The sequence below is a fragment of the Thermoplasmata archaeon genome, assembly GCA_015063285.1.
Lineage (GTDB): Archaea > Thermoplasmatota > Thermoplasmata > Methanomassiliicoccales > Methanomethylophilaceae > Methanoprimaticola.
In genome coordinates this window covers 153,114-176,042 of record SUST01000002.1, presented here as the reverse complement: position 1 = coordinate 176,042, position 22,929 = coordinate 153,114, and the positions used below count along the sequence as shown (strand labels likewise).

General features: G+C 50.5%; 20 protein-coding genes and 1 tRNA gene. 8 read left to right on the top strand and 13 right to left on the bottom strand.

Translation table 11 applies throughout. The annotated features are described in order from the left end of the window. Window positions 1-58: 58 nt before the first annotated feature. The gene (locus E7Z62_02240) at window positions 59-781 is read left to right on the top strand and encodes a hypothetical protein (protein ID MBE6521936.1); all 723 of its coding nucleotides are present in this window, start codon (window positions 59-61) and stop codon (window positions 779-781) included. On the opposite strand, the gene E7Z62_02235 is transcribed toward E7Z62_02240, so the two are convergent. Further along, window positions 782-1,360 (bottom strand): flavodoxin family protein, encoded by a 579-nt coding sequence (locus E7Z62_02235; GenBank protein MBE6521935.1) that lies wholly within the window; start codon window positions 1,358-1,360, stop codon window positions 782-784. 177 nt (window positions 1,361-1,537) lie between these two features. Between E7Z62_02235 and E7Z62_02230 the strand changes: the two genes are divergently transcribed. Together E7Z62_02230 and E7Z62_02225 are read left to right on the top strand one after the other, a co-directional pair. Next, a complete protein-coding gene (locus E7Z62_02230) occupies window positions 1,538-2,245 on the top strand; it encodes an ABC transporter ATP-binding protein (GenBank protein ID MBE6521934.1) in 708 nt (235 codons plus the stop codon). A gap of 4 nt (window positions 2,246-2,249) precedes the next feature. Then, window positions 2,250-3,455 (top strand): SufD family Fe-S cluster assembly protein, encoded by a 1,206-nt coding sequence (locus E7Z62_02225; GenBank protein ID MBE6521933.1) that lies wholly within the window; start codon window positions 2,250-2,252, stop codon window positions 3,453-3,455. A 24-nt stretch (window positions 3,456-3,479) separates the two neighbouring features. On the opposite strand, the gene E7Z62_02220 is transcribed toward E7Z62_02225, so the two are convergent. After that, entirely contained in the window at window positions 3,480-3,884 is a 405-nt protein-coding gene (locus E7Z62_02220) for a glyoxalase (protein MBE6521932.1), read from the bottom strand. Between the two features lie 125 nt (window positions 3,885-4,009). Between E7Z62_02220 and E7Z62_02215 the strand changes: the two genes are divergently transcribed. The 4 genes from E7Z62_02215 (at window position 4,010) to E7Z62_02200 (ending at window position 6,641) form a co-directional block, all read left to right on the top strand. Continuing rightward, a tRNA-Asp gene (locus E7Z62_02215) sits at window positions 4,010-4,082 on the top strand. 214 nt (window positions 4,083-4,296) lie between these two features. After that, on the top strand, window positions 4,297-4,635 hold the full coding sequence (locus E7Z62_02210; protein MBE6521931.1) for an aspartate 1-decarboxylase: 339 nt from the start codon (window positions 4,297-4,299) through the stop codon (window positions 4,633-4,635). Then, on the top strand, window positions 4,635-5,033 hold the full coding sequence (locus E7Z62_02205) for a ribonuclease HI family protein (protein MBE6521930.1): 399 nt from the start codon (window positions 4,635-4,637) through the stop codon (window positions 5,031-5,033). Before E7Z62_02210 ends, E7Z62_02205 begins: the two co-directional genes overlap by 1 nt. A 132-nt stretch (window positions 5,034-5,165) precedes the next feature. Beyond that, window positions 5,166-6,641 carry a methyltransferase domain-containing protein gene (locus tag E7Z62_02200; GenBank protein MBE6521929.1) on the top strand — a complete coding sequence of 492 codons (1,476 nt, stop codon included), beginning with the start codon at window positions 5,166-5,168 and terminating at the stop codon, window positions 6,639-6,641. 2 nt (window positions 6,642-6,643) lie between these two features. Here E7Z62_02200 and E7Z62_02195 read toward each other — a convergent pair whose 3' ends face one another. The 11 genes from E7Z62_02195 to E7Z62_02145 all read right to left on the bottom strand — a co-directional run bounded on the left by E7Z62_02195 (window position 6,644) and on the right by E7Z62_02145 (window position 20,723). Then, window positions 6,644-8,020: an MATE family efflux transporter gene (locus tag E7Z62_02195; GenBank protein ID MBE6521928.1), complete on the bottom strand. Its 1,377-nt coding sequence runs from the start codon at window positions 8,018-8,020 to the stop codon at window positions 6,644-6,646. A gap of 52 nt (window positions 8,021-8,072) precedes the next feature. Then, window positions 8,073-9,608: a class I SAM-dependent methyltransferase gene (locus tag E7Z62_02190; GenBank protein ID MBE6521927.1), complete on the bottom strand. Its 1,536-nt coding sequence runs from the start codon at window positions 9,606-9,608 to the stop codon at window positions 8,073-8,075. Then, on the bottom strand, window positions 9,445-10,452 hold the full coding sequence (locus E7Z62_02185) for an ABC transporter ATP-binding protein (protein ID MBE6521926.1): 1,008 nt from the start codon (window positions 10,450-10,452) through the stop codon (window positions 9,445-9,447). Before E7Z62_02185 ends, E7Z62_02190 begins: the two co-directional genes overlap by 164 nt. Window positions 10,453-10,456: 4 nt before the next feature. Continuing rightward, complete coding sequence (locus tag E7Z62_02180) at window positions 10,457-11,488, bottom strand: iron ABC transporter permease (protein ID MBE6521925.1); 1,032 nt, start codon at window positions 11,486-11,488, stop codon at window positions 10,457-10,459. Between the two features lie 173 nt (window positions 11,489-11,661). Then, a complete protein-coding gene (locus E7Z62_02175; GenBank protein MBE6521924.1) occupies window positions 11,662-13,038 on the bottom strand; it encodes a hypothetical protein in 1,377 nt (458 codons plus the stop codon). A 98-nt stretch (window positions 13,039-13,136) separates the two neighbouring features. Continuing rightward, on the bottom strand, window positions 13,137-14,267 hold the full coding sequence (locus E7Z62_02170) for a metalloregulator ArsR/SmtB family transcription factor (protein MBE6521923.1): 1,131 nt from the start codon (window positions 14,265-14,267) through the stop codon (window positions 13,137-13,139). 69 nt (window positions 14,268-14,336) lie between these two features. Then, window positions 14,337-15,581: a histidine--tRNA ligase gene (locus E7Z62_02165; GenBank protein ID MBE6521922.1), complete on the bottom strand. Its 1,245-nt coding sequence runs from the start codon at window positions 15,579-15,581 to the stop codon at window positions 14,337-14,339. A gap of 84 nt (window positions 15,582-15,665) precedes the next feature. After that, window positions 15,666-16,733, bottom strand: coding sequence for an SPFH/Band 7/PHB domain protein (locus E7Z62_02160; protein ID MBE6521921.1), 1,068 nt, complete (start codon window positions 16,731-16,733; stop codon window positions 15,666-15,668). A 10-nt stretch (window positions 16,734-16,743) separates the two neighbouring features. Then, complete coding sequence (locus tag E7Z62_02155; GenBank protein MBE6521920.1) at window positions 16,744-17,187, bottom strand: NfeD family protein; 444 nt, start codon at window positions 17,185-17,187, stop codon at window positions 16,744-16,746. 60 nt (window positions 17,188-17,247) lie between these two features. Beyond that, on the bottom strand, window positions 17,248-19,038 hold the full coding sequence (locus tag E7Z62_02150; protein MBE6521919.1) for an ABC transporter ATP-binding protein: 1,791 nt from the start codon (window positions 19,036-19,038) through the stop codon (window positions 17,248-17,250). Beyond that, a complete protein-coding gene (locus tag E7Z62_02145) occupies window positions 19,035-20,723 on the bottom strand; it encodes an ABC transporter ATP-binding protein (protein ID MBE6521918.1) in 1,689 nt (562 codons plus the stop codon). Before E7Z62_02145 ends, E7Z62_02150 begins: the two co-directional genes overlap by 4 nt. 247 nt (window positions 20,724-20,970) lie before the next feature. Between E7Z62_02145 and thrS the strand changes: the two genes are divergently transcribed. Then, window positions 20,971-22,725, top strand: a complete 1,755-nt coding sequence (gene thrS / locus E7Z62_02140; protein MBE6521917.1) for a threonine--tRNA ligase — start codon at window positions 20,971-20,973, stop codon at window positions 22,723-22,725. Window positions 22,726-22,929 lie beyond the last annotated feature (204 nt).

Sequence of the window (22,929 nt, the reverse complement as noted above, 5' to 3'; positions counted from 1 at the left end):
TGAGAATAGGAACACTCTTTATCATAGAAACCTATACCACATCTTTGGAGGCTAACTGATGGGGATAAACATCGGGATATGTGAAATGGAAGCCAAGAACGCTTCTTGCAGGGATTTGAGGTCAACAATAATCAGAGCTCATGTCAAGAGCGATAAGGGATTCGAAGACATCGCAGAATATGAGGAGATCGTCGAATTGGATAAGGCCAAGAAGGCCGTTGGCGACTGGGAAGCCTTCATCAAAAGAAACAGGATCAATGAGGAGACCGATGCCGTCTATATGACCAAGGTCAAGAAAGAGGAGGACATCAAACTGCTCAAACCGCTGGCCCAGAAGGTATGCACCGGATGGATCCCCATGGAAGGGCTCTCGGACGGAAGGAAGGATGAGGTCCTGAAGGCATGCGACAAGGACGATGTCATAACCGGCTGGGATCAGCTCGAGTTCGATGAGATGAACGAACTCTGCGCTAAATGCCCTCTGTCGTGGGATAAGGGCCGTGGATGCATAGGCGCATTCGGACCCGACACCAGCAAACTCCCGGAGATCGCTGCCAAATACAACTGTCCGATCACAGCATCCGCACCCCAGAGCGCCAAGGCTCAGAAGAAGTTCACACCCGCTGACGCGGAGGCTCTTCTGAAAGAAGTCGCTATCCTGAGGGATGCCCTTCCGAAGGAAGGAAAAGTCTACGTAAACCGCTACGGCGGACCCGTGGACAGGATGGAAGCCGTCGCCAAGATATCCATAGCGGAAGGTTGCGGCTGGTATTTCTTCTGATCAGTAGCCGTTCAGCTTCAGGATGAGGGAGGTCATGTTCCTCACCAGGGCATGCACCCCTTTCATCCCTTGTTTGTCATCCTCGTATTGAGGAGAATTCAATGCATGTACAATCGGCAGGGGATTTGACCCGCACACCGACATGCCGTTGCGGAGCAGGAAATCGACCAATTGGTTATAGACGATCGAACCTCCGTCGTGACCGCAAACGGCTATCGCCCCGCCTACTTTGCCGTTAAGACCCAGATCTCCTTTTTCGTAGACCAGGGAGGCCCTTTCGAGGAACGTCTGAAGAACACTAGGACATGCATTGGAATAGGTCGGCGAAGCGATCAATACCGCATCCGCCTCCCTGAGCTTGTCGAGGATGTCATTCAGCCCGTCGTCCTCGTCCTGACATCTTCCGTCCCCGCGAATCTCGCAGGTCAGACAGACGTTGCAGTTCATGAAATGGTAGTCGTAGACGCAGATCATCTCCATCTCGATGCCTTCCCTCTCGAAGAGGTCCTGTACGTCGTGCAGGATGTTGCTCGTGTTCCCAATCGGGCGGGGACTGCCGTTGATGGCGATGACTTTCATGCGCTCCGCATCGGACGGTGACTACATAATTGTTGGCCGGTACCCCAAAATAGCAATATAGTGCTTGAGAAGGAGCAAAGCACCCCCGATTCTTCGAAATATGCGCGGTCGTCGGGCGCACGCAATATATATGTCCACTCATTCGAGGAAAGCATTCAAGGTGAACAAATGACTGACATGCTGAACATCGTCGACCTCCATGTAGAAGCAGGCGGAAGGGAGATCCTCAAAGGAGTCAACCTCACTGTGAAGGAGGGCGAGACCAGTATACTCTTCGGACCCAACGGCAGTGGTAAATCCACTCTTCTGGCCAGCATCATGGGTTACAGCACCATCAAGGTCACGCAGGGAGAGATCCTGTTCAAGGGCAAGAACATCACAGATATGCCTGTCGACGAGCGTGCCAAAATGGGAATCGGCATGATGATGCAGAGGCCTCCGAACATCTACGGAGTCAAACTCGGGGATCTCTTGCGCGCCACAGCCAACGATGCGGATAAGGCGATCGCCGAGGCCGACAGGTTCAGGATGGAGAAGTTCATGGACAGGGAGATCAACGTCGGTTTCTCCGGCGGAGAGATCAAGAGGTCCGAGCTCCTGCAGCTCACAGCGCAGAGCCCCGAGTTGCTCCTTTTGGACGAACCTGAATCCGGAGTCGATCTAGAGAGCATCGACCTGATCGGAAGGAAGGTCCACGACATCCTGGAAGAGGGAAGGGACAGTACCGGAAGGCATGTGTCGTCATTGGTCATCACTCACACCGGTCAAATCATGGATTACATCGGTGCGAAGTACGGTTATGTGATGAAGAACGGAGTCGTCGACCGTGTGGGCGACCCGATGGAACTCCTGAAAGAGATCAGGGAACACGGCTACGGAGAGTGAAGAGATGCCGAACAGCGATACCGTCAAAGAGGCACTCAAGAAGCAGGCCGCCTACGGAAAGGACATCGACCTCGAACACTACGAGGAGAGAGCGGACGACCAGATCAAAGTCGACGACCTTGAGAGCTCCGACTACAAAAGATACATGGAGAACGTCGGAATCGTCGCAGACGAGATGGACCGCTCCGGTACGCTGATGTTCATCGACAACAAGCCCAGCCACTGCTCCCCCAAGGTGCAGGAGGGTCTGGAGCTCATGAGCACAGCAGAGGCCGTGAAGAAATACGATGGTCTGAAGGACTATTACTGGAAGGCTATGGACCCCACCAAGGACAAGTACACCGCGAAGACCTACCTCGAGGACGGGGACGGTTACTTCGTCAGGGTGAAATCCGGATACCACATCAAGTATCCTCTCCAGACCTGCATGCTTCTGAACAAGAACAAGTCCATTCAGAATCTCCACAACATCATCATCGTCGAGGACGATGCATCACTGGAGATGATCACGGGATGCTCAACCGCCCACCATGCAAACGATGCCCTGCATGTCGGCGTATCCGAGATCTACATCGGAGACAACTCCAGCCTGACATTCAGCATGATCCACAGCTGGGGGAAGCAGACGGGAGTCCGCCCCAGGACCAACTGTATCGTAGGTAAGAACAGCCATTACACCAACAACTACGTCATCCTGAACCCTGTCGGAACTCTCCAGAGCTTCCCTGTGGCGACACTCGGAGACAACTCCTCGGCCACATACAACACGATGTGCATAGCTCACGAGAGCTCGGACATAGACACGGGCGGAATGGTCAACCTCAACGGAAGGAAATCCAGGGCCGAGATCATGAGCAGGTCCATCTCGATGGGCGGAAAGATGTGCGCCAGAGGACGCATGGTCGGTAACGCACCAGAATCCAAGGGACACCTCGAATGCAGGAGCATCATCCTGAAGGATGGAGGAACGACTCTTGCCATCCCCGAGCTGGAAGCCCATATCGCAGATGTCGAGATGACACATGAGGCGGCTGTCGGTAAGGTCGCAAGGGATCAGATCGAGTACCTGATGTCCAGAGGACTCAGCGAGGATGAGGCGGTCAGCATGATCGTCAAGGGATTCCTCTCCGGCGGTTCCATCAACGGACTGCCCCCAGAACTCCAGAAGGAACTGGATGAGGCCATCGCCAAGGCCAACCTCGGGGACTGAAACTGAAATCGAGGGGGAGACCCCTCATTCCTTTTTAAAATCCGCATTCCTCTCTATCAGATGGATGACGTTCCCGTCATCATCGCGAATCGAACAGAATGTGCCGAACGGTCCGCGCTTGGGCTCCTGTGCGAAGATCACTCCCTCGTCGATCAAACGCCTGCGCGTGTTATACGGAGAATCCACACCGAAATAGAGTCCTGTATCGACGCCCACAGCATCTGACCTTTTGAGGATGATCCTGCAGTCCCGTCTGATGAGATACGCTTCCCTGTCATCCTCTGATAGGACCTCCATGTGCAGAATGTCCTTGTAAAATCCCAACGCCCTGGAAACATCCCTGACGGGGACTGTGCATACATGGACCGATTCCGGCAGACCTTCCACCGTGTATTCGAAATTCGCTCCGTGAGGATCCCCTAATGGCATGAAATCTGCATCTACTGATGAGGATAAAAGACCACTTCCCAGCAGTCTCCCTGCTAGCCCCATGGATGTGGTTCTATCATGCTCCCCAAACGGTTAAATATGAATCCATTATACTCTGGATTGTTGCCCTGGTAGTGTAGCGGCCTATCATGAAGCCCTGTCGAGGCTTCGACACGGATTCAAATTCCGTCCAGGGCGCTCATCTTTTTTCTTTCGACTAAGAATTGTGTTCTTCTGACATCCGATGCCGTTAAGGTTCTCTTTCCGGGCGGTGCCTTTGTCCATTATTTTCGGATGGCCGTTGCCGCATTTTCTCAGTATATAAATTAATAATCTATATTGTCAAAGTGTTACTGACCATACCACCGACACTATGATAAACGATGCGGATGTATCGAGAAATATGCGTTGGTTGCTCCGCAGCAAGATCCATAGGGCCACCGTCACCGAAACCCGCCTCGATTACGAGGGAAGCATCACCATAGATGAGGCTCTCCTCGAGAAAGCGGGAATGTGGAACGGAGAGAAGGTCCTCATCGCTGATGTGAACAACGGGAACCGCTTCGAGACATACATCCTTCCGGGCAAACGTGATTCGGGCATCATCGCCATAAACGGCGCTGCAGCACACCTCTGCAAAGAAGGAGACAGGGTCATCATCATGGGATTCGAACTCACCGACCGGCCCATCAAGGCAAACGTCATTCTTGTCGATGAGAAGAACAGGGTCTCAAGGGAACTGGTGTACTGATGTTCACTGTATACTCCGACGGAGGCTCCAGAGGGAATCCGGGGAAGTCCGCATACGCGATCGTTGTCGTGGAGGACGGCGAGGTCGTACACGAGCATGCAGAGTATCTCGGGATCCACACTAACAATTATGCCGAGTACAGAGGGCTCATAGCCGGTATCGCAAAGATCCTGGACCTGAAAGGTACCGAAGCAGAGTTCGTCATGGATTCCCAACTGGTCATCAGACAGATGAACGGAGAATACAAGGTCAAGAATCCTGACATGAAGGCACTCTATGACGATGCTAAGAATCTGTCCTCGATGATCCCTAAGGTGAGGTTCCGCAATGTACGCAGATCTGAAGAGCTCATACCCCGTGCTGATTTCCTTTTGAATGAGGAAATGGATAGACATTGAGCGTTAGGGTGATCCGATCCATCTACTGATGGCCCTAGATATTGAGGAACTATCCAATCTTTTTTAGATTGTTTTCCGCCTCGTGCTCAGCCTTTTAATAATCATCTGGAAAGTATGAAATGAGGCTATCGAATGGACGAGGAATCCACAACCATGGAGGCATGGGACTCTGCTGCAGAAGAGTACAGCGAATTGGTCAGGGAACAGCTCAAATCTAAGGATAAAGACCTATGGATGGAACTTATCTACAGATATGCCCCCAAAAAAGAGAAACTTAGAGTTCTTGACATCGGAACTGGCCCTGGTTTTTTCGCCATCTCTTTGGCAATGGATGGCCATGACGTCACCGGTATCGACCTGAGCATAGGAATGCTGAAACAGGCCGAAAAGAATGCGCATGACTTCGGGATCAAATGCGATTTCCATCCAATGAACGCCGACAACCTGTTATTCGATTCCAATTCATTCGACCTCATTATCAATCGTAATGTGACCTGGACGATTCCAAACATGATGGATTGCTACAAGGAATGGAGAAGAGTGCTCTCGCCAGGCGGGCGCGTACTTGTCTTTGATTCCAACTTTAACTGGAATTTCTTCGATCCAGAACATGACAGGGTGTTCAGGGAGCTCATTCGTGAAATGAAAATCGCAGGAGTGGATTCCGGTTCTGTAAACACTGGCTTCATGTTCCGCAATTCATACATGGAATCACGCCCGATGCTGGGGATGCCTCGTCCGCAATGGGACCGCAACATGTTGATCAAGCTGAGATATCGCAACATCGTCACTTGCACCGGCTGCCTGATCGGAACAGAATTGGACAGGATGCCGAATCCAGAAGATGCGGCTCCTCTGTTCTTGATATGTGCGGAGAAACCATCGAAAGATGATGAGAGAAAAATGCTCATAGATGAATACTGGAATGGTGTAGCCCCGTTTGACAGCGGCAAATGTCACAGGCTGTGTAAAAATGGCAGAGGGAAAGAGTATTTCGCCAATCTGGAGATACTCATCCGTAAAGGCAAACTTCTGGATCTGGCCTGCGGAGCCGGATTCCTGACAATAGCAGCAGATTCTAAAGGATTTGAAGCGATAGGCATCGATTCATCCAAAGAAATGATTAAGGAAGCCAAAAGATGTGCATCGGAGGTCGCATCGAACGCTAAGTTTATCATGGCGGATGCCTGTGAGATTCCGTTCGATGACAATCATTTCGATTCTATTGTCATCCGTAACAGCCTGTGGGCGTTCGATGAACCCGAAAAGGTGTTGAAAGAGGCATTCAGAGTCCTGAATAAAGACGGTGTCCTAGCCATTATCGATTCTGACTGGATTTCCAAACTGTCTACCAAACGTCCTACACTCAACGATGACGGGGTCCGCATCAGATCTGGGGAGACTGGTTTCGGCGGAACGGATGTCATCGATCCCGTATTCCGCAGTCTACCGCTCACGATCAAATGCCGTCCCGAATGGGAGATTTCCAAATGCCAAGGCCTTGGGATGGTATTGGTGGAAAGCAGCACTTTCGATGACATGCAGATCGACAGGAGCATCCGCGAGATAGTCGGAAGCAGTTTCATCTCTGTATTCAAGAAAACTTGAGATCAAACAGAGTTGAATCTTTCCATAACTATTCCTGACTTAGGTATGGTCTTTTTCAATGCATATAGTACGCATGCAACCATCAGCAATGCGCCTGCCGTCTCTGCTATGTCGAGTGACCAGTAGATTGCAGTCATATCGAAGAAAGTCGAGATGTAGAACAAGACCAGGAATATTATCTCCCTGATGAACATCGTAACAGTAGCGAGCTGAGAATAGCATAGAGTCTGCAGTATCGATGAGCACAGGTGTATTCCGGTTATCGTGATCAGGACCAGAGCATAGATCCTGATCACCATCGCTATCTCATCCCTGAACTGCGCCATATCGTCAGTGTATGTGAACGCCCAAGCGAACGGATCCGCGAATATCATAAGGACTATCGTCAGAAGGATACTGATAAGTGCTATCAGCTTGGCGGAGTATTTGAAACTGAACATGACATTCTCCCTGTCCCCTCTTCCTATAGAGTAAGATGCGACGGGAATCATGGCGGCTGCTATGGCCTGTGCCGGCACCATTGCAATGGAGATGTAACGGTATGGGAGACTGTAGGTAATCATTCCATCCGTCCCTCCCACAGCGACGACCAGAGAGTTCTGGGGCATCATCAGCATGGGTATGACCGCAAGCTCCAAGGAATGAGGTATTCCGACCCTGCAGATATCCCAAATCTGCTCCTTTATGAAATGGAAGTTCCTGAATGAAGGTTTGATGAACAGTCTGCCGCGAAGATACCACCACAGCCCAATCACTGTGGTAACGATGAATGACAGACATGTAGCCCAAGCAGCACCGAAGAGACCAAGATCGAGAACATAGATCAGGATAGGATCCATGATAATATTGATTAAGGATGCGAATATGGAAAGAGCTGACGAGCGTCTGGCCTCCCCTTCGGCCCTCAGCATTCCTAAGATGATTCCGTTCAACATCAGGAACGGGCTGCAGACGAGATATGGAATCAGATACTCCATACTGAGGTCAACATTCTTCCCTCCGCTCATGAATGAGATCAGCGGTTCGGATACAAGGAACAGGATAAATGACAGCACGATAGAGACCAGAACCATCAGGACGATGATCTGGGATGCCAAACTGTTCACACGGGCATAGTTCTTAGCACCCAGTGCACGGGATATTGCCGTAGATGCACCAACACCCAGACCCGCTCCCACATCCAGGATTATCCAATATATAGGCCCAGCCAGCGTTATGGCGGAGTTCGGATCGGGGCCCAGACCTGCGCACCAGAACGAATCTATATACAATTGAACGCTGGCTAGCAAGAAAGCGAACATCAGGGGAATGGACATTGTCCTGATGGCTTTCGCGGGGTTGGTACCCATTATGCTAATGTTCTCTGTTTCCTCTACCATCAGATCCCTTCGAAAAGGGTAAGCCGTCCGATGACTCGGACGGCTGGATAGTTCATTTCTTAGCCACTACTATGAATCCGCTCTTGAGTATCGGCTTGAGATCCTCTGTGATCATGGGATCATCGAATTTCTCGCAGACCTCGACAGTCATGCCGTCGGCCTTCAGCTTCTTGTCATCCCAGGAAGGTCTTCTCTCGAGATTCAAGGGGAGCCTGTTATAGTAGACGTTGATGACGTCATAAGCTCCGAGCCCTAGGTCACGCTTCTTGCAGTTAGGGAACACATCGGACTTGGGATTCGCATTCTCCCAATCACCAACATCCGCTTGCCAGTTACCATCGGTAATGATCAATGTGCCTCCTTTCTTGAGAAGACGCTCGGCCTCATTCAGTATGTTCTCGGGGTGGAATGAGTTCCATACGACATTCCTGAGAATCACTGCATCGAACGAACCTTCGTCGAGTCCGGTGCATTCAGCATCGGCCTCGATAAACTCTACATCGACCTTCTGCTCCTGCGCCGTGAGCTTCGCCAAATCGATCATAGCGAACGCACGATCCACTCCTGTGACCTTGAATCCTTTCTTCGCGAGAGAGATGGCCACAACACCTGATCCCGTTCCCAGGTCCAGGACTTTGGAACCTGCGGGAATCTTGGAAGCGATGGCGTCCGCATACTTCTCCGCAAGACCGTTTGAGAGCATCTGCACCGCTCTGGCGCTCACGCAACCAGCGATAGCGTTCCAATACTCATTGACTATGAATTCGTTTTCCTCTTCCTGACTGGGCTTCTCCGCTCTGATCATGAACATAGGCTCTGCTGTCCCGCTCCCTTCCATATCCCCGAAGAGATTCTCCTCGGTGTAGATGTTCACGAAGCATAGCTTGTAGAGCATGTTCCTGTCCCATTTGGGCCTGGGAGTTCCAATCATAGGGCAGTCCCCCCAGTAATTCCACCTGACGTGGAAATCGAAATGATCAGTGAAGGGTTCCTTTCCATCCAGAATGTGCTGACGCATCATCAGTCTCATCTTCTTTGCCCTTTCCTCGTCGAAAATGTTGGCGTAATGGTTGGCATCGAAGACGATGAGACGACCGTTTGGAGCCAATACCCTCCTCCATTCACGGTAGCACTCGTAGAGATCGGGCAGCGTCCATGTGACGACTCTGTTGATGATCAGATCGAATGTGTTGTCAGGGAATTCCAATGTATTAGCGTTCATTACCTTGAAGTCACATGTCAAACCCTGTTCTTCGGCATTCTCCTTTGCTACCATCACCATCTCGCGGCTGATGTCGATTCCCGTAACATCATGCCCGAGTTTGCTGAAGTTGATAGTGAAGAATCCAGGGCCACAACCGATATCGAGAATTCTGAGCTTATCCTTATCGGGAGCATTCTCGAGAATCTTCTTGATCCACTTATCACTTATGTTCTTGCTCTCGAGCTCTTTCTTCACGCCCTCTTTGTATCCTCTGGCCGATTCGCCCCAGAACTTTAGCGTTGATTTCCCTGCTTCTTTCCCTACCATTTTCCAATTCCTCCATTGCATTTTTACTGTTTTCGCCCACAAGATTCCCTTCCTCATCCATCATGGATTGTCCAAGAACCACTATGGGTACACCGAATTCATCATCATGCAGAATCTTACAGTACACTCCGTATACCGCTTCGATGTTCTCTTTAGTCAAGACCTCCTCGGGATCTCCTATCTTATAGATGACTCCGGGCCTAGACATCATTATGACCTTATGTGCGTACTTCGCGGACATGTTTAGATCGTGACTGATCATCAACACCATCATCTTCTCATGCTCTGCCAGTGCACGTAACAATTCCGTCACATACACCTGATATTTGACATCCAGATTCGCCGTGGGTTCATCCAAGATCAATATCTTAGGCTTCTGTACGATGCCTCTAGCTATGGCAACCTTCTGGTGCTGCCCAGCGGATAATTCGCCGAAATTCTTCGAAGCGAGATCGTTGATGTTCAGTAGGCTCATGCTCTTGTACACAGCCTTCATCTTTGATTCATCTGAATTCTTGCTTTGGCACCCGACCAGTATGGTCTCGAGAACAGACATAGAGAATACGTCACCTGTTGATACCGGCACATATCCGATGTACTTGGAGACGTCCTTGTGACTCATAGCCCTAATGCTGCGCCCATTTATCGTAACATCGCCTTCAGTAAGATCCTGAATTTTGCACATGCACTTGATCAAAGTGGATTTCCCCACCCCGTTAGGGCCGACGATACAGTACAGCCCAGGCTCATTCAGTGTCAAATTAATATCTGTTATGACAGGATTCTCTGGCTCGTATCCAAAAGAAACATTCTTCATAACAATCTCAGCGAGTTCGGACTGTATGTCCTCATCCTCTTTGAAGGCATTCTTGAGCTCCAGTTTCCAATCTTTGAATCCCATGATATCACCATGCCTTGTTTCCTTTCCTCATCAGCAGCCATATGAAGGTTGGGCCTCCGACGAACGCCATGACCACCCCTACAGGGAGCGTGGCATCCGGGATCACGCATCTTCCAAGCAGATCTGCCACTACCATCAACATGCCACCGAAAAGTGCTGATGCGGGGATAAGGTACCTGTTGTCCGCACCTATGAATATCCTAACAATGTGTGGGGTCACTAGACCGACGAAACCTATAATTCCGGTAAAACTAACGACTGCCGCCGATATCAGGCCGGTGAGTGCCAATAAGAGAATCCTAGTGCGATGCGGGTTAAGCCCTAATGCCTTTGCATTATCGTCCCCTGTGGCCAATACGTTGAGTTTGCCTGCCATGAATTGGACCAAAAGTGTTCCAGGTATTACCAGAGCAAGCATATATGGAATGTCATCCCACGTGACCTTTGCAAGGCTTCCAACCTGCCACTGATAGACTGCTGCAAGGTCATCTGGGTTAGACCACAACATCATCACTGTGGTAAATGCGTTGAATATGTACATTAGTCCGATACCGAACATGATCATAACCGTTGGTGACGAAGAGGATTTGTGCCTCGACATTAGGATGATGGCTAGTGTCGGCAACATGGAGAACAGGAATGCCAGAATAATGGTCGGCGTCTTGCTGACAACTGAAAAACCAGCGGTTATAGCCAAGGTCGCTCCGAATCCTGCTCCCGAGGAGACTCCCGTCGTATACGGATCTGCCAAGGGGTTCCTAAGAACGCTCTGCATGACGACACCACATACTGCCAGACCTATGCCTCCGATTATTCCGGCAACTATTCTTGGAGATCTGACAGTTATGATTATGTAATCCATCCCGGTATCCGTAATATTCCCTATTATGTGGTTCCAAATCGTAATGTATGTGTCTATGAAGCTTATATCCAAAGGACCGTATGCGACCGCATATCCCGCAGCTATCACCATGATCGCGACACAAAGAAGGATGAAAACTAAGCGTCTTTTAAGGGTACGATGATAATCCATCATCTGCTTCTTGAATCCCGGTTCATCTTCTTCTTCGTTTGAGGACCACTTCCTGACCACATTGACCAGAGGCCTGGCTATCAGCGGATCCTCGCTTATATCATCGATGAATTTCATTTGCACACATCCGTTTATAGACCCCCTCATGAAGAGGGGGAAAAGGTTTATCCAAGTGATTACTGAACTTTGAAAGGCCCGTAGATCGAATGCTTCAATTCATCTACGGTGTAATCTCCTCCGAGGAAGCTGTTATAATAGGTCGCCAAATCCTGCCATGCAGAATCTTCGCTGTAAACGCTGGTCCCGTATGTATAAACTGCCAAAAGGGGCAGTGCGGCTACGAAAGCAGAGCTTCCGCAGACACTCCAATGTATACCAATAATGGTACCTTTGTATCCGGATGACTTGAACCATCCAGCGATCTCGTTAACCTTTGCATGGAAATCATCGTATGTCTGGGAACCGTTGGATTCCTCGATGAAGATTACGTCAGGATTGTACTTGAGAATGTCCTCAATGGTCAATCCTCTTATGTATCCCTCAGCTCCGACTGGATAGGAGGGGGTCATCTTCAGGCTTTCTGCCATGTCAACATCAGAGTAGTTTTTCAGTCCAGAAGACCTGTTGTCTATTCCCATGTCAGCAGGCGAAGTAGTAGCGTGGGAAAGGACCAAAGAATAGCTCTTGGAGGTAGTAATACCCGAGGTTGCCTTCTCAACGATTTCGTTAATGTTGGCAACATAATTTAGGTATTCTTTGTAGGTAGATACATTGAAGCTTCCGAAGAGAGCTCCTAGTGTGACGGTACAATTGACAGCATCGATGTTGTTCATGTACCTTCCCTCATACAGCTTAACAGTGTCGAGCCTGTAAGAGGAGTATCCATTCTCTACGAGTCTGTCGAAAGTCTCATCATAATTGTAATCCTGCCCAAGGGTAATACTTACACCAGAGGCTACTACCCTCTCGTAATCGTACGGATATCCGCCGACATTCTTCCACTTGGACGAACCAGGATAAACATCCTCATTAGGTGTAATTGAATCATCAGTACTAGCAGTAATCAGATCGTATTTTCCACAGATTTTCAGCATATCGGCATCGATGTACTGTGAAATAACGATATTTCCTGTAAGCGGGAACTGAATCTTCTTGGTCTCAAGAAGCGAGTTGAGATAGAACATGGGAGCCTTATTGTTGTCGAGGAACTCTTTGAGAAGACCTACATCCTTGTCTGTGATCTCGCCATCAGCGTTAGTGTCGGCGAGAGGGTTGGCCTTTTTATCCCATTTAGTCTTTCCGTCAACAATGTTCTGAATAAAAGTCACATCTTCCTTGTTGAGATAGACGTCGTTGTTCGCATTTCCGAATACGAGAAGTTTTGTGTCTATTGAAGTCACCTTTGCATTACCAGAGTTAGGTGTAAGGTAATCGTCCGGGTCAACATCCCCTCCTCCGTTCCCATTGTTATTCATTAAGATGAATGCGCCCACAGCGACGATGGCTACTATCGCCACGATTGCCACGATGAGCACTGTTTTCTGATTTTCCATTATATCACCGTTGGATGAATAATCCAAACGATGATTTTAACGAACCATATTTAAAACAGACAGTTCGACAACATAACATCCCAAAAATATTTGGACAATCAATGATGCGATGAAATCTCGAAGGCGATTTTAAATAGAGTCAGAACTGCTGGCATGTCTGTGTGGGAGTATATGACTTCCCTCCCATTTTTCTCACTATTTACGATGCCAATATCCTTCATCAGAGTCAGATGATATGAGGTCATCTTCTCGGAAAGTTTGACCGCTTTAGAGATTTTTCCGACATTTGCCGGACCCTCGATAAGAACACTGAGAATTTTCACCCTGTCAGGGTTGGATAACGCATCGAACACCTTGGAGAGATTCTCTACAACCATTTCCTTTTCTTTGAAAATGTTTTCAATGAAATGACCGTTAATAAAACCAGATTGACTATCATCATATGGTTTCTGACCTACAAGCGTATACCTAAACGGGACCTTTACCCAACCATACTCGGTCAGCCTCTGATACTCGTCCGGATCATTACAAGTGATGGTTATGTTCTCCAATCCAAACCTAGTTAAGAGAAGCAGATCTGCATACGGCCGACATACAGTATTGACCTCGAACGATTTGACAGTATCCTCCAATTCCCTATAAGATGAATCGGACATTTCTGTCATCTTTTGATACTCGCTCTTCCTGTCACGAACGTAATAATAATCATGTCTGTGAAGATAATCCTCATCATGACAATGGAGAAAATAGTTCCCATCTGCCACGAACAAGTACCCTCCTGGACGGATCAGCCCTATGACTTCAAATGACGCTCCCCTGATGTGCTTAATGTTGAAGATCACATCTCTGAGTATCACGATGTCGAAGTGTTCCTTTTCCAATTTGGTATGCTCTATGTCATCAAGCCTAAAATCGATATTCACACCATATTCATCGGCATTCTTTCTTGCTTCCTCGAGCATCTTCTCACTGACATCTGTGGCAACAACATCGTGACCCAATTGTGCCAACGATATCGCCATGAATCCGGCACCTGTACCGATATCGGCGACCCTGAGGTTGTTAATGTCTGGGAAAAGAAGAGATATCTTCTTTCCAACCCAATCATTATATTGTAGGGTTTCACGGGTGTAATCACTGAACGGTTTCGAATAACGATCCCAAAAATCTATTACCTTATCCTTATCATCGCCATCGGTGCTAGATACGACACGATCGGCCATTGTCATGGTATTGGAATCTTTACGAACGTATTATTACCTTTTCACAGGTGAATGTTACGGAATTCTTAAATTATTTCACCGGATGGAATCGACCAACTCTTTGATCTTCACTAACTTCTGTTCACCGGAAGTCATATCCCTGAGAGTGACAGAATCCTCCTCAAGCTCCTTGGCTCCGACTATCACCGCGTACTTCGCCCTGATTGCAGAAGCATACTTCATGGCCTTTGCCATCTTGCGCCCCATGATGTCGATGTCTGAAGCGACGCCTGCAGCGCGGAGAGAGGCAACGATTTCAGCAGACTTCAGCCTGACATCATCGGATACGGGTACGACATATGCATCGATCCCCTTGGGCTCGTAGACCTGTCCCTCCTTTTCGATGGCAAGCAGGATCCTGTCGAATCCTATCGCGAATCCGGTGGAGAACACCTTCTCCCCTCCGAACAGCTCCGACAGGGTGTACGAACCTCCGCCGCAGATCTGCTTCTCCGCTCCTAGAGCGGGCGCCTCTGCCTCGAAGACCATTCCTGTATAGTAATCAAGGCCACGCACGACTCCGAGATCGATATCGAAGTTATCCACACCCATGGCGTGCATGTAGGCGGTCACCTGCCTGAGATAATCGCCTGCCTCTCCGGGGACCTTTGTGAGAACCTCTGTTCCCCCAACGGTCTCGGTGAGAGTGAAGATTGCATCGATGACATCGGCCTTTACACCCATGTCCTCCAAGAGAGGGCGTGCCTCGTCGTATAGCTTCTTGTCGAGTTTCTGAAGGACTTCCGCTGTCCTCTCTTTAGGGACTCCGGCATCTGCAATGGCCTGCCTGAGTACTCCGATATGTCCGATGTGAATCTTGTAATCCTTCAGACCGAGCTCCTTGATCATGGACGCTGCCATGCAGATGACCTCCGCATCGGTCTCGGGAGTTGCGGAACCTATCAGCTCCGCTCCGAACTGGAAGAACTCTCTGTACCTTCCGCTCTGAGGCCTCTCGTATCTGAAGCACTGTCCGAAATAGAATATCTTGATCGGTTTGGGATCGTTGCTCATACCGTTGACGAACATCCTGATGGCAGGCGCCGTCATCTCCGGACGGAGCGCGATGTCCCTGTCCCCTTTGTCCTTGAAAGCGTAGAGCTCCTTGAGGACATTGGGTCCGGACCTGAGGATGAAGAGTTCCGCATCCTCGAAGATAGGGGTCTCGATCTCCCTGAAACCGAATGTCTGTGCGGTATGTCTGAGCCTGTTCTCATAGAACCTGCGTTTCTCCATCTCATCAGGGAGGAAATCCCTTGTACCGCGCGGACACTGAATCATGTGCCGTGGATTATTGGAACGATATAAAAACAATTATGCACAAAAACTGCAGAATGAAAGAAGGGGGCTATGCCCCCTGTTGTTTCAGATCTTCTCGTCCGGAATTATGTCGTCGTCGATCTCTTCCTTTACCCTGGCGGCCTTGGATGTCTCCTCGTTGATCTCCTCGATGGTCGGGATCGGTCCGAGGATGTCATCGGGATCGCCGACGGCCTTACGGATGGAGTCCACGTCGGACACTTCCCTGTCGGGAACGTTCTTGGCGGTTCCCATGTATTCAGACACGCCTTCGATCAGCTTGGTGACCTCCAGCGGGAAGAATATCTTGGATGATTCTCCCTCACCGACCTTCTGCAGGGTCTGCATGGAAAGAACGGACATTGCCTTGGAATCCATGGATGCGGCACCGACGGCCATTATCCTCAGCTTCTGTGCCTCTCCCTGTCCTTCCAGGATGGTGGCGAGTCTCTTACCTTCCGCTTCGAGGATCATCGACTGCCTCAGACCTTCTGCTTCCAGGATACGGGACCTCTTCTTTCCCTCTGCCTCGAGGATTGCAGCCCTCTTCTGACCGTCAGCCTCCAGGATGGCGGCACGCCTCTTCCTCTCCGCCGAGGTCTGCTCCTCCATCGAGTCCTTGACCTTCCTTGCAGGGTTGACCTCCCTGATCTCTACGGCCTCGATCTTCACACCCCACTTGTCGGTGTTCTCGTCGAGGATGTCCCTCAGACTGACGTTGATCTTCTCTCTGGAGGAAAGGATCTCATCCAGCTCCATGTCCCCTATGATGGATCTGAGCGTGGTCTGAGCGAGGTTCACGGTGGCGAACCTGTAGTTGGTGACCTCGAAGAAGGCATTCTTCGGATCGGTTACCTTGATGTAGATGACCGCATCGACATCCACAGGAGAGTTGTCCTTTGTGATGACCTCCTGCTTGGGAACGTCGAGCACCTCGGTACGGAGGTCCATCTTCACGACTTCATTGATGAGGGGGAACACAACGTTGAGTCCCTGGTTCAGGACCCTGACGAACTTTCCCAGCCTCATATAGATCGCCTGCTCGTACGGCTTGACGATCTTGATACCGCTGACTGCGACCAGGACGACCGCCACTATGACGACGGCCGTCAGGATTATGATGATTTCATCCATTCGTTTCACCTCATTTCCTGCGGACATGGACGTGAACGCCCTCACTGCTCTCGACTGTTACCTCTGCGCCCTCTTCGAGGGGTTCGTCGGAGGTGGCGGACCACAGATCTCCGCCGATCTTGACCTTGCCTTTCATATTCCCGGATTCAGTAGGAACGACGACCGTTCCGCTCCTACCGACCAATGATTCCGCGACAGTAGTTGTCGGCGGCTCCGGTTTCGCCAGATGCTGATAGAATTTGAGCGTCAGTATCGTCACAGGTACTGCGACTATCAATGCGATTATCGGTGCCCATATGCTCATGAGGACGTCGGGCCAAAAGAGTCCAATTGCCCCCAGTACTAGCAGGACGATGCCAGGGATTACCAGAAATCCTCCGGGTGCGAATGCCTCGTAGATGAGGAATAATGCACCTACGACGAGGAGTATACAGGATATCGTGAAAGGGTCCATGAATCCGTTATAGTTGAACAGTAAAATAAACATATGTCCGGTCGTTTCGTGATAGACGAATCATTCGTCCTCGATATCGAACTGACTGTAGTATAATTCCCTGTATGTACCTTCACTGGCCACTAGCTCTTCATGGGTTCCTGTCTGGACTATGCTTCCGTCCTTCATGACCAGGATAAGGTCCGCGTCGATTATGGTGGAAAGCCTATGGGCGATTATGAACGAGGTGCGGCCTACCATCATGCGGTCGGTTGCCTGCTTGATCAACCTTTCAGTGAGTGGATCCACAGAGCTTGTCGCCTCATCCAAGATTATCATGGATGGGTTGTCGATCATCGCTCTGGCGATAGCGATCTGCTGCCTCTGGCCGACGGACATCGAATCGTTGTCGCTTATCTTCGTATCATATCCGTTGGGCAGCGACGATATGAAATGATGCAGCCCTACCGCTTCACATACCCTGTCGAGATCCTCGTCCTTCACGTCGGTCCTGTTGAAGACTATGTTCTCTCTCAGCGTGCCCTCGAACATCCATGTCTCCTGGAGCACCATACCGAACAGGTTGCGTACCTGCTGACGGGTGAGGTCCCTCACCGAGATGCCGTCGATGAGTATGTCTCCGGAATCCACTTCGTAGAACCTCATAAGCAGGTTGATCATGGTGGTCTTACCGGCACCCGTCTGCCCGACTATGGCGATCTTCTGACCGGGTTCCACCTTCAAGGATAGGTCATGGATGATCTCCTTGTCTGGAGAATAGCCGAAGCAGACGTCCCTGAATTCCACTTCGCCCTTGGCGCGATCCATGTCGACCGTCTCTTCCTCCTTGGACATCTCTTCGTATCCGAGGAATATGAACACGCGTTCAGCTGCGGCTGCAACGGATTGCATGCTCACAATCGCTCCCGATATCTGACTGAAGGCACCGGTGAACAGCTTGACATAGATCATGAACGCGACGATGACCCCGAACGAGATGATGCCGTCCATATAGAGCATGGCACCGGACACGCATATCAGAACGTATCCGATGTTGCTTATGAGCCCGCTCAGGTGACTTGATATGCCTCCGAGGAACTGAGACCTGAAAGCCGTACGGCCCAATTCCTCATTGATCCTGTCGAACCTTTCCATAGCTTCCTTCTGTCCTGCATAGATGGAAACTACTGTGTGCCCGGTGTACTGCTCCTCGACGAGACCGTTCATCGCACCGAGGCTCTTCTGCTGGGACCTGAAGTACTTCTGGGTGCGCTTCGCGATGGATTTGATTATTATGAATCCGGCAACCGCTATCACCACCGACAGCAGGGTCAGGGGGATGTCGAGTATCGCCATAAGGATGAACGATATCACGAGCGTGGTGATTGCCGTGACCAGAGAACCTATGCACTGATTGAGGGACATCCCAAGAGTATCCACATCATTGGTGACACGGCTCATCACATCCCCTTTGGAGGACCTGTCGAAGTAATACAGCGGGATGCTGTTCATCTTCCTCGATATGTCCCTGCGGAGCATCTGTGCGCATCTCTGCGAGACGGTCGCCATCATATAGTTCTCGAAGAACGTCAGCAATCCGCTGACCGCGTAAATCCCTATGAGGATGTAACCGATCCTCCAGATCTCATCGATATCCATCTCGGATGTCAGACCATCATGGATTAGGTCAGTCATCTCGCTGAGGAGATATGGGCCGAACAGCGCCAGACCCGATGCTATAGCGGAACATACCGCCGTCAATATGAACAGCAAGCGGTAGCGCTTGATGTAATGGAATATGTTGATCCAAGCTTCCTTGAAGTTATCGGGCTTCTTGGATGAGCCCATACCCGGGGTGCCTGACATGCTCATTGCCCCTCCTCTCCGAACTCTTGGATCTTCGCCATCTCCTTGTAGATGTCGCAATCCCTCATCAGCTCATCATGCCTGCCGGACCCGACTATCCTTCCGTCGGAGATCACTATGATCCTGTCGGCATCAGCGATGGTGCTTATCCTCTGCGATACGATGACCGTGGTGGCCTTATCCGTGATCCTCTTCAGATTGCTGCGCACCTTCAGATCCGTCTTGAAATCCAGAGCAGAGAAGGTATCGTCGAAGATGTAGATCTCTGGTTTCTTGCACACCGCACGGGCGATGGAGATACGCTGCTTCTGTCCTCCTGACAGATTCGCACCCAATTGCTCTATGACGGTGTCCAGCCCCTCATTGGAATCGAGATAGCTGTCTATGCACGCTGCACGTGCTGCCTCCATCATCTGTTCATCGGTGACATCCTTGCATCCATAGCCTATATTGAATCCGGCTGTACCTGAGAACAGCATCGGCTTCTGAGTCGCATAACCTATCTTGGAACGCAATGCATCAAGATCGTATTCCCTTACATCGACTCCATCCACATAGACCGAACCTCCTGTTGTGTCGAATAGACGCGGAATCAGATTGACCAATGATGTCTTTCCAGAACCTGTCTGCCCGATTACCGCCACAGTCTCTCCGCGCTTCACGTCGAATGAGATGTCGGTCAGCGTATCCCCGGAACTGTCAGGGTATGCGAAGGAGACATTCCTGAAGGAGATGCATACATCCGTGTCCTCCGATTGTGTCCTGCTCCCGTTGACGACGGTGATGTCTGTACTGATGACATCATTGATACGGCGGGCTGAAACCAGTGCCCTGGGCAATCCCATGGCCACATGGGCTAGCAGGATGAAGGACGATACCACATACAGGATGTACGATGAGAACACGACCATGTTGGAGAACACCGCGAGAGCATCCTCCTCGGTCGCCGCAGCCATGATGATACCGGCTCCCAAGAGATAGATCATGACAGTGAGGATGTTCTGGACCACCCCGTTGAACGGACGTGTGAAGGCCAGCAGACGAGAGGCATAGAGGTTGTTCTCGGTCAGTGCGTCATTGGCATCGTCGGCCTTCTTGTTCTGATACTCCTCTGCATTGAATGCACGGATGACCCTTACTCCGGACATCCCCTCGCGGACGGTACGGTTCATGTCATCGGTGAACCACTGTACCTTCCTGTATCTGGGGATCACATAGAACAGCATGAAGGACTGGACGATGATGATCGCAGCGATACCTATTGCAGTGACCTCGGTCCATTCCCAGCTGCCTGTGGCCACCTTCGTGAGCGCTATGTAGACCATCACGGGAACCTTCACGATGAGCTGAGAGGTCCTCGCAACGGCGTTCTGAACTTGGGTCACATCATTGGTAGAACGGGTGATCAGACTGTAGATGTTGAACCTGCTCATCTCCTCAGGGGAAAACGACTGGACTTTCTTGAACTGCTCCTTGCGAAGAATCTTCGCATATTCGGATGCAACATATGCGGCAACCCCTCCAGCACTTATCGAGCAGATCACACTGCCGATGGAGCAGAGGATCATGCCCAACCCCTCTTCGAAAATAGCTTCCGGAGGGCTGCCGTTGTTGAGCAGGACGGTGATCTTCGTCATATATCCGGGGATCTCCAGATCCATCCACACCTGCAATGCTACGAATCCTGCCATGACCGCTATCAGCAGCCAATGTTTCAATGTCAGGAAACGCAAGATGGACCTCAGCTAGACACCCCCTATGTTGGATGTATGATGCAACTCTTTACTGACATTAATAATGCCCGACATAACACTGTTTGGAATGTCACAAAAACCGTTCTCCCGATAGCAACCTATAAAATAGAGAAAGCATACCCACCCTTCACCTAAAACAATCCCAGCCGGCGTACGTATGTCGACGGGTAAGAAAGTGATTAACATGAAAGCTTTGTACAACGACGGCAGCGTCAATGAGTGCGAAGATGAGCTTAAGGTCATCAGGCACACCGCTGCCCACGTGATGGCTCAGGCTGTCCAGAGGATCTACCCCGGGACCAAGCTCGCCATCGGACCAGCGATTGAAGACGGATTCTACTACGATTTCGACAAGGAAGGCGGTTTCGTTCCCGAGGACCTTGAGAAGATCGAAGCAGAGATGAAGAAGATAGTCAAGGAGAACCTGAAGCTCGAGACCTACACGATGTCCAGACAGGAGGCCATCGACTATCTGAAATCGAAAGGAGAGATCTACAAGGTGCAGCTGGTGGTCGATCTGCCCCAGGATGCCAGGATCAGCTTCTACAAGCAGGGAGAATTCGTAGACCTGTGTGCGGGACCGCACGCACTTTACACCAAAGCGGTCAAAGCGTTCAAGCTCACATCCATTGCGGGAGCCTACTGGAGAGGGGACGAAAAGAACAAGATGCTCTCCCGTATCTACGGAACCGCATGGGAATCCAAAGAATCCCTGGAGAAGTACCTCACCATGCTCGAGGAGGCCAAGAAGAGGGACCACAGGAAGCTCGGAAAGGAACTCGGACTCTTCGCCATCATGGAGGAGGGACAGGGATTCCCGTTCTACCTCCCGAAGGGAATGATTCTCAGGAACACCCTCATCGAATACTGGAGGGAGCTCCACACCAGGGAAAACTACCATGAGATCTCCACCCCCATGATCCTCGACCAGCAGCTCTGGCTGAGGTCCGGTCACTGGGACCACTACAAGGAGAACATGTACACCACCGTCATCGACGACCAGATCCACTGCATCAAGCCGATGAACTGTCCTGGATGCATCCTCGTTTACAAGAACGAGAACCACTCGTACAAGGAGCTGCCCCTCAGGATGGGAGAGCTCGGTACCGTCCACAGGCACGAGAGGTCCGGAACCCTGCACGGTCTGTTCAGGGTAAGGTGCTTCACCCAGGACGATGCCCATATATTCATGACCCCCGAGCAGATCCCCCAGGAGATCGCCGGAGTCGTCAGGCTCGTCGACGAGGTCTACAGCAAATTCGGTTTCAACTACCACATCGAACTCTCCACCAGGCCCGAGAACTCCATGGGAACCGACGAGGAGTGGGAGATGGCCACCAACGGTCTCAAGCAGGCTCTGGATTCCCTCGGAAGAGAATATGCTATCCACGAGGGTGACGGAGCATTCTACGGACCCAAGATCGACTTCCACGTGGAGGACTCTCTTGGAAGGACCTGGCAGTGCGGAACCATCCAGCTGGACTTCCAGCTCCCGCAGAGGTTCGATCTCAACTACATCGGTGCCGACGGAGAGAAGCACAGGCCGATCATGATCCACCGTGTCATCTACGGATCCATCGACAGGTTCATGGGAATCCTCATCGAGCACTACGGAGGAAAGTTCCCCACCTGGCTCGCACCCGTGCAGGTCAGAGTGCTGTCCGTTTCGGAGAAATCCTTCGATTATGCCGAGCAGGTCTACAACAAGCTCAAGGCCGCCGGCATCAGGGCAAAGCTGGACAACAGGGGTGAGAAGATCGGATACAAGATCCGTGAGGCTCAGCTGCAGAAGGTCCCGTACATGCTGGTCCTCGGAGAGACTGAGGTCCAGGATGGTACCGTCGTAACCGTCAGGAAAAGGGATGGCGGAGACCAGGGAACCGTCAAGCTGGACGACTTCATCGCTGACGTCCAGAAAGAGATCAACGACAGAGTCTGATCCAAAACAATTCTGCCGGGGAAACCCGGCATTTTTCCATCTTTTACCACTTCGTAACTAACTATTTGCAATGGCAGTCTTAGAATACGAATATCATTGAATGTACTTAGTTTTCTACGAATATCAGAATCAATTTTACGAATATCGAATTGATGTGCAACAATCATTAAAACATGGCCAGCACAATTACACTTCACTCGAGGA